Source organism: Streptomyces sp. NPDC030183 (assembly GCF_055573455.1).
Window position 1 is genome coordinate 118,031 of record NZ_JBVIBK010000005.1, and the last position, 8,630, is coordinate 126,660.

1 protein-coding gene is annotated in these 8,630 nt (G+C 74.3%); it reads left to right on the forward strand.

Annotated features, from left to right (window positions below; all coding sequences use genetic code 11):
• Window positions 1-33 precede the first annotated feature (33 nt).
• The gene (locus ACZ4Z2_RS07980; protein ID WP_468073527.1) at window positions 34-8,610 is read left to right on the forward strand and encodes a type I polyketide synthase; all 8,577 of its coding nucleotides are present in this window, start codon (window positions 34-36) and stop codon (window positions 8,608-8,610) included.
• The last annotated feature ends 20 nt before the right edge of the window (window positions 8,611-8,630 follow it).

The window sequence follows — 8,630 nt, forward strand, 5'->3', positions numbered from 1 at the left end:
GCCCGGATGGCCGGGAAGCCGGAAACGGAAGAAATGCCGAACAAGGACGACGGGGATCCCCGCGTGCCGATTGCGGTCGTCGGATACTCCTGCCGACTGCCCGGCGCGCCCGACCCGGAGGCGTTCTGGCGGCTGCTCGCGACGGGGCGGCACGCCATCACCGAGGCGCCGTCCGACCGCTGGGACGCCGACGCGATCACGGCGGCCGGGGCGGCACCGGACGCCGAACGCGTGCGGTGGGGCGGCTTCCTGGACCGGGCCGACCTCTTCGACGCCTCCTTCTTCGGGATCTCCCCGCGCGAGGCCACCGCCATGGACCCCCAACAGCGCCTGGTCCTGGAACTCGGCTGGGAGGCCCTGGAACACGCCGGCATCGTCCCCGGCACCCTGGCCGACACGCCGACCGCCGTCTTCGTCGGCGCCGCCACCGACGACTACGCGACCCTGCGCGCCCGCCTGGGCGCCGCCGGCATCACCCGCCACACCGCCGTCGGCACCCAACGCACCATGATCGCCAACCGGCTCTCCCACACCCTCGACCTGCGGGGGCCGAGTCAGACCGTCGACAGCGGACAGTCCTCTTCCCTGGTCGCCGTCCAACTGGCCTGCGAGAGCCTGCGCGCGGGCGACTGCACGGCCGCCCTGGCCGGCGGCGTCAACCTCAACCTCGCCCTGGACGGCGCGCTCGTCGCCGCCGGCTCCGGCGCCCTCTCGCCGGACGGGCGATGCCACACCTTCGACGAACGCGCCAACGGCTATGTACGCGGCGAGGGCGGAGCCCTGGTCGTCCTCAAGACCCTCGACCGGGCCATGGAGGACGACGACCGCATCCGCTGCGTGATCCTCGGCGGCGCCGTGAACAACGCCGGCAACGCCTCCTCCGGGCTGACCGTCCCCGACGAGAGCGCCCAGCGCGAGGTGATCCGGCTCGCCCACCGGCGCGCCGGGACCCGCCCCGACCAGGTGCAGTACGTCGAACTGCACGGCACCGGCACGAAGGCCGGCGACCCCGTCGAGGCCGCGGCCCTCGGCGCGGCCCTCGGCGCCATGAGGACACCCGGCAGGCCCCTGGCCGTCGGCTCCGCCAAGACCAACGTGGGTCATCTGGAGGCCGCCGCCGGTGTCGTGGGCCTGCTCAAGGTCATCCTGTCCATCGAGTACCAGGCCCTTCCACCCAGCCTCAACTTCACCGCCCCGCCCCCCTCGGTGCCCTTGGACCGCCTCAATCTGACGGTCCAGCGAGAACTGGCGCCCTGGCCCCACGACGACCTGCCGAGGACCGCGGGGGTGAGCTCGTTCGGCATGGGCGGCACCAACTGCCATCTGGTGCTGTCGGACTGGCGCGGCCGGGGCACCCCCGCGGCCCCCGACCCGTCGTACGCCCCGCTGCCCGCCCCCGTGGCCCTCTCCGGCCGCGACGAGGCCGCCCTGCGCGCCCAGGCGGCGCGCCTGCTCGGCCATCTCGCCGACCGCCCCGAACTCGGGACCGGCGAGATCGCGTACTCCTGCGCCACGACCCGTACCCACTTCGCGCGGCGCGCGGTCGCCCTCGCCACCGATCGCGACGACCTCCTCGCGTCGATCACGGCCCTGGCCGAAGGCCGCCCCGCGCCGCGACTGGTGGAGGGCACCGCACGCGAGGGCGGCCTCGCGTTCCTGTTCACCGGACAGGGCAGCCAACGGCCCGGCATGGGCGCGGCGTTGCACGCCACCTTCCCCGTCTTCGCGGACGCCTTCGACGCGGCGTGCGAGGAGATGGACCGCTATCTCGACCGGCCGCTGCGGGACCTGGTCCTCGACAGCGGCGGCACCCCCGACGCGGCCCTGCTCGACCGGACCGGCTACACCCAGCCGGCGCTCTTCGCCTTCGAGGCCGCGCTCTACCGGCTGCTCGAACACTGGGGTCTGACGCCGGACGCCGTCCTGGGCCACTCCGTCGGCGAGCTGGTCGCGGCACACGCGGCCGGCGTACTGGACCTGCCGGACGCCTGCTCGCTCGTCGCGGCCCGAGGCCGTCTGATGGACGAACTGCCGGGTGGCGGCGCCATGGTGTCGGTCCAGGCGTCCGAGGAGGAACTCCGCTCCGACCTGGAGGGTTTCGCCGGCCAGGTCACCGTGGCCGCGTTCAACGGACCCGCCTCGACCGTGCTCTCCGGCGACGAGGGCGCCGTGCTCCGCCTCGCCGGACGCTGGCGCGACCGCGGCCGCAGGACCAGACGGCTGCGGGTGAGTCACGCCTTCCACTCACCCCACATGGACGGCATGCTCGACGCGTTCCGCCAGGTCGCCGAGAGCCTCACCTACCGCACACCGCGCCTCCCCGTGGTCTCCAACCTGACCGGCCGAACCGCCACCGAGGACGAACTCCGCTCTCCCGACCACTGGGTCCGCCACGCCCGCGACGCGGTCCGCTTCCTCGACGGGGTCAGGACCCTGCACGCCCGCGGCATCGTCCTCCACCTGGAGATCGGGCCGGACGCGGTGCTCTCCACCATGGCCCGCGACTGCGCGCCCGACGGCGCCGACCAGCTCTTCGTCTCCGCCGTGCGGGGGGACCGCGACGAAGGGGCCACTCTCTACTCGGCACTCGCGGAGCTCCACGTGGGCGGCGCGGCCGGGACCCTGAACCAGCTCTTCTCCCGCTCCCGAGCACGCCGCGTCGCCCTGCCCACCTACGCCTTCCAACGGCAGCGCTACTGGCTCGGCTCCCCCGGCGCATCGCTCCCGCAGGGCCCGGCCGCGCCGGAACTCCCGTCGCCGGAACCCGACATGGCCGCCCCGACCGCCCCCGGCGACCGCCGGCCCGCACCGGCGGAGCTGGTGCGCGCACACGTGGCCCAGGTCCTCGGCCACGACTCGCCCGACGCCGTGCAGATCGGCACCTCCTTCAAGGAACTCGGTTTCAGCTCCCTCATGGGCGTCGAACTGAGCGACCTCCTCAGCAGATCGACCGGCACACGCCAGCCCAGCACCCTGATCTACGACCACCCGACACCCGAGGCCCTGATCCGGTACTTACGGAACGCGGCGGACGACGGCACGCCGGACGGTGAGACGCCGGGCCCGGAGGCCCTCACCCAGGCGGGTGTGGGGGAGCCGGTGGCGGTGGTGGGGATGGCGTGCCGGTTGCCGGGTGGGGTGGTGTCGCCTGCCGGGTTGTGGGAGTTGGTGGCGGAGGGTCGGGACGGTGTGTCGGGGTTTCCGGTGGACCGGGGTTGGGATGTGGAGGGGTTGTTCGATCCGGATCCGGATCGGCCGGGGACGTCTTATACGCGGCATGGCGGGTTTTTGCATGATGCGGCGGAGTTCGACGCGGAGTTCTTCGGGATCTCGCCGCGTGAGGCGTTGGCGATGGATCCGCAGCAGCGGTTGTTGCTGGAGGCGTCGTGGGAGGCGGTGGAGTCGGCGGGTGTCGATCCGCACGCGTTGCGGGGCAGCCGCACCGGAGTCTTCGCCGGCACCTTCACCTTCCGGGACTCCGACAACGGCCTCAGGCTGCCCGACTCCTCCGAGGGGCGCCGGCTGACCGGTGGTGCCGCGAGCGTCCTCTCGGGTCGGGTGGCGTTTTCGTTGGGGCTTGAGGGTCCTGCGGTGACGGTGGATACGGCGTGTTCGTCGTCGTTGGTGGCGGTGCATCTGGCGGTGTCGGCGTTGCGGGCGGGGGAGTGTTCGCTGGCGTTGGCGGGTGGGGTGACGGTGATGTCGTCGCCGGGGACGTTTGTGGAGTTTTCGCGGCAGCGTGGGTTGTCGGTGGATGGGCGGTGTCGGTCGTTCGCGGCGTCGGCCGGCGGGACGGGTTGGGCCGAGGGGGTCGGTCTGCTGGTCCTGGAGCGGTTGTCCGATGCCCGTCGTCTGGGGCATCGGGTGTTGGCGGTGGTGCGGGGGAGTGCGGTCAATCAGGACGGTGCGAGTAATGGGTTGACGGCGCCGAGTGGTCCGGCGCAGGAGCGGGTGATCCGGGCGGCGTTGTCGTCGGCGGGTGTGTCCGCTGCTGATGTGGATGTGGTGGAGGCGCACGGGACTGGGACGCGGTTGGGTGATCCGATCGAGGCGCAGGCGTTGCTGGCGACGTACGGGCGGGAGCGGCCGGCGGGGCGGCCGTTGTGGCTGGGGTCGTTGAAGTCGAACATCGGGCATGCTCAGGCGGCTGCGGGTGTGGCTGGTGTGATCAAGATGGTGATGGCGCTTCAACGGCGTGCGTTGCCGAGGACGTTGCATGTGGATGAGCCGACGCCGCTCGTGGACTGGGCTTCGGGCGGGGTCGAGCTGCTGACCGAGCAGCGGGAGTGGGAGGCGGTCGAGGGGCGTCCGCGCCGGGCGGGGGTGTCCTCGTTCGGGATCAGCGGCACCAACGCCCACCTCGTCCTGGAGGAAGCGCCGCCCGCCCCCGAACCGGAAGCGACCCCCGTCCCCGAACCGCAAGCGACCCCCGAGCCGTCGCCCGGAACGGTCCTGTGGCCGTTGTCCGGGCGGACCGAGCAGGCACTGCGCGCGCAGGCGCGGCGGCTGCGTGAGCATCTGAGCGTGACGCCCCGGGCGGGACTCGCCGACGTGGGTTTCTCGCTGGCCACCACGCGCGCCGCGCTGGAGCACCGGGCGGTGCTGGTCGGCGACGACCCGGACCGGATGCTCCTGGATCTGGCGGCGCTCGCGGACGGCGACCCGCCGTCCCGTGTGCCGTACGGCGTGCCGAACGGCGGGAAGACGGCGTTCCTCTTCACCGGACAGGGCAGCCAGCGCGTCGGCATGGGACGCGAACTCCACGCCAGGTTCCCGGTGTTCGCCGAGGCACTGGACGAGGTCTTCGAGGCGTTCGGCAACCGCCTCGGGCGGCCGCTGCGCGACGTCGTGCTCGCCGGGGCGGACTCCCCGGACGCCGCCCTGCTGGACCGGACCGTGTTCACCCAGGCCGGGCTGTTCGCCGTGGAGGTGGCCCTCTTCCGGCTCCTCGACCACCTCGGGGCGCGGCCGGACCGGGTGGCCGGGCACTCGGTCGGCGAACTGGCGGCGGCCCACGCCGTCGGGATGATGTCGCTGCCGGACGCGGTGACGCTGGTCGCCGAGCGCGGCCGTCTCATGGAGGCGCTGCCCGAGGGCGGCGCGATGGTCTCGGTCCGGGCGCCGGAGGAGGAGGTCGCCGCACTGCTGCGCGGCCAGGAGACGCGGGTGGCGATCGCCGCCGTCAACGGCCCGCTCTCCTGCGTACTCTCCGGCGACGAGGACGCGGTCGTGGAGATCGCCGACGAGCTGTCGGCGCGCGGTCACAGGACCAGGCGGCTGCGGGTCAGCCATGCCTTTCACTCGCCCCGCATGGATCCCATGCTGGAGGAGTTCCGCCGGGTGGCTCAGGGGCTCGACCTGTCGGCGCCCGCCGTACCGCTGCTGTCGGACATGACGGCACAGCCCGTCACCGGGCCGGCCGACGGCAGCCCGGCCGACGCGGACTACTGGGCGCGGCACGTCCGGGAGACGGTGCGGTTCGCCGATGTCGTACGCGCCCTGCGGGCGGACGGAGTGACGACGTTCGTCGAGATCGGCCCGGACGCCGTGCTGACCGCCATGGGCCGCGACTGTCTCCCTGACGACGACGAGGCCGCAGACGCCCAGGTGGAGTTCGTCCCCCTGCTGCGGCGTGACCACCCCGAGGAGCGGACCCTCGCGGAGGCACTCGCCCGGCTCCACGTCCGAGGCGTCGGCCCCGACTGGGCGGCGGTGTTCGCCGGCACGGGCGCCTCCCGCGTCGACCTGCCCACCTACGCCTTCCAGCGCAGGCGCTACTGGCCGAGCGCCGGACCGGCCACCGCCGGGGACGCTCCCGCGCTCGGGCTCGGTGCCGGCGGGCATCCCCTCCTCGGTGCCGCGGTGCGACCCGCGGACTCCGACACGCTGGTGCTCACCGGGCGGCTGTCCCTGGACGCCCATCCCTGGCTCGCCGACCACACCGTCCTCGGCACCGTCCTCTTCCCCGGCACGGGGCTCGTGGAACTGGCCCTGCACGCCGCCCGCCGCACCGGCTGCGACCTGCTGGAGGAGCTGACCCTGCAGGCACCGCTCGGGCTGCCGGACGAAGGCGCCGTCGAGCTCCAGCTCCAGGTGGCGGGTGCCGACGCCGACGGCCGGCGGTCCGTCACCGTGCACACCCGGCCCGCGGCGGCCCCGGCCCGCGACCAGCAGAACGGCGAGACGGACGGCGGCGACTGGACGCTGCACGCCGTCGGGGTGCTCGCCCCGGCCGCCGGGGCGGTGGCCGATACCGACCACTTCGCGAACTGGCCGCCCGACGCCGAGGAGGTGGACCTGACCGGCTGGTACGACGCGCTCGCCGCACAGGGCTTCGGCTACGGCCCCGCCTTCCGCGGGCTGCGTGCCGCGTGGCGGCGCGGCACGGAGGTCTTCGCGGAACTGGCCCTCCCCGAGGAACAGGCCAGCGCCGCGGCCGGGTACGGACTGCACCCCGCGCTGCTCGACGCCGCACTGCACGCCATCGAACTGGGCGCGCTGCCCGGCGGCGACGAGACCCGGCTGCCCTTCGCGTGGAGCGGGGTACGCCTGGACACGGCCGGGGCCACCGTGGCACGCGTCCGGCTGGCACCCGCCGGACCCGACGCGGTCACGCTCGCCTTCGCCGACGCGGCGGGTCGTACGGTGGCGTCGGTCGGCGCGCTGTCGCGGCGGCCGGTCTCCGCCGAGCGACTCCGCGCGGCACAGCGCGGGGGACGTGACCCGCTGTACCGGGTGGAGTGGACTGTGCTGCCCGGCATCGCCGGTCCGGGCTCCGGCGCGACCCCCGAGCGGTGGGCGGTCGTCGGCGACGCGGCCGACGCGGCCCGCATGGCCGGAGCGCCGACGGCCGCCGGTGCAGATGTCCGGACCCATCCGGATCTTCCGGCGCTCGCCGAGGACATCGACCGTACGGCGGACGTCCCGGCCGTCGTCCTGGCACCCCTGACCGGTTCCTCCCCGGACGGTACGGACGTGGCACGGGCCGCCGGGCGTGCGCTGGCCCTGGCCCAGGGCTGGCTGGCCGACGAGCGTTTCGCCGCCTCCCGTCTGGTCGTCGTCACCCGGGGCGCGGTCGCCGCGGGGCCCGACGAGGACGTGCCCGACCTCGCGCACAGCGCTGTCTGGGGGCTCGTCCGCACGGCACAGACCGAGCACCCGGACCGGATCATCCTGCTCGACCTCGACGACGAACCCGCCTCGCGGCGGGTCATGGCGGCCGCCCTCGCCGCCGCGGAGGTTTCGGGCGAAGCCCAACTCGCCGTCCGTGCCGGGCGCGTACTCGCCCCCCGAATGACACGTGCCACGACGCCCGTGCCTCCCGGGCCCGGTGAGGGGCCGTGGCCGGCGGACGGCACCGTACTGATCACCGGCGCGACCGGCGCCCTGGGCGCCGCCGTGGCCCGCCACCTGGTCACCGAGCACGGCGTACGCGATCTGCTGCTCGTCGGCCGACGCGGCGCCGCCGCCCCGGGCGCCGTCGAACTCCGCCAGGAACTGGGCGAGTTGGGAGCCAGAGCCACTTTCGCCGCCTGCGACGTCGCCGACCGTGCGGCGCTCGCGGCACTGTTCGCCACCGTGCCCGCGGACCGTCCGCTGAGGGCCGTCGTCCACGCCGCCGGTGTCCTGGACGACCGCGTCTTCGACGCCCTCACTCCCGAGAGCCTCGAAGCGGTCCTCCGGCCGAAGGCGGACGCCGCCCGGCACCTCAGCGACCTGACCCGCGATCTCGACCTGGCCGCCTTCGTCCTCTTCTCCTCCGTGCAGGGCCTGCTCGGCGGCGCGGGACAGGCCAACTACGCGGCGGCCAACACCTGCCTGGACGCCCTGGCACAGCATCGGCGCGCCCGCGGTCTCGTGGCCACCTCACTGGCCTGGGGCCCGTGGGCGGAGGGCGGCATGGCCGCCGGACTCGGCGAGGCGGACCGCCGCCGGTTCGCCCGCGCGGGCATCCACGCGCTCACCCCCGACCAGGGTCTGCGCCTCCTCGACGCCGCGCTGGCCTCCGGCGACGCCTGCCCGGTGCCGCTCGCCCTCGACACCGCCGCGCTACGGGCCGCCGGCACCGGCGTACCGCCGTTGCTGCGCGGACTCGTCCCGGCGCGCGTCCGCGAAGCGGCGGGCCCCGGCCCGAGCCCGTCCGGCGAAGCGCCGGGCGACCGGCTCATGGCCCGCCTCACCGAACTCGACGCCGCCGCGCAGGAGAAGCAACTGCTCGCCCTGGTGCGGACCGAGGCCGCCGCCGTCCTGAACTACGACCGCGCGGAGACGGTCGACGCGCGCAGGAGCTTCAAGGAACTCGGCGCCGACTCCCTCAGCGCCGTGGAACTGCGCAACCGGCTCGGCAGGGCGACCGGACTACGGCTGTCCGCGACCGTCGTCTTCGACCATCCGACCCCCACCGCACTGGCCGGACGGCTCCGGGCCGAACTTTTCCCCGCCGCAGGCCCGGAGGTCACGGAGAGCGAGGAGGACCGGGCTCACGACACCGTCCCCGACGGATCGGACCCCGCGGCCGACGCGGAGGAACTGGCCGCCGAGGAACAACTGATCGACGCCATGGATGTGGCGGAACTGGTCCGGATGGCCCGCGAAGGCATCGAGTCCTGAACAGCACTGGGAGAAGAAAG

Coding starts and splice junctions, on each gene's coding strand:
- ACZ4Z2_RS07980 (WP_468073527.1), top strand. CDS start 34: ATGCCGAACAAGGACGACGGGGATCCCCGCGTGCCGATTGCGGTCGTC.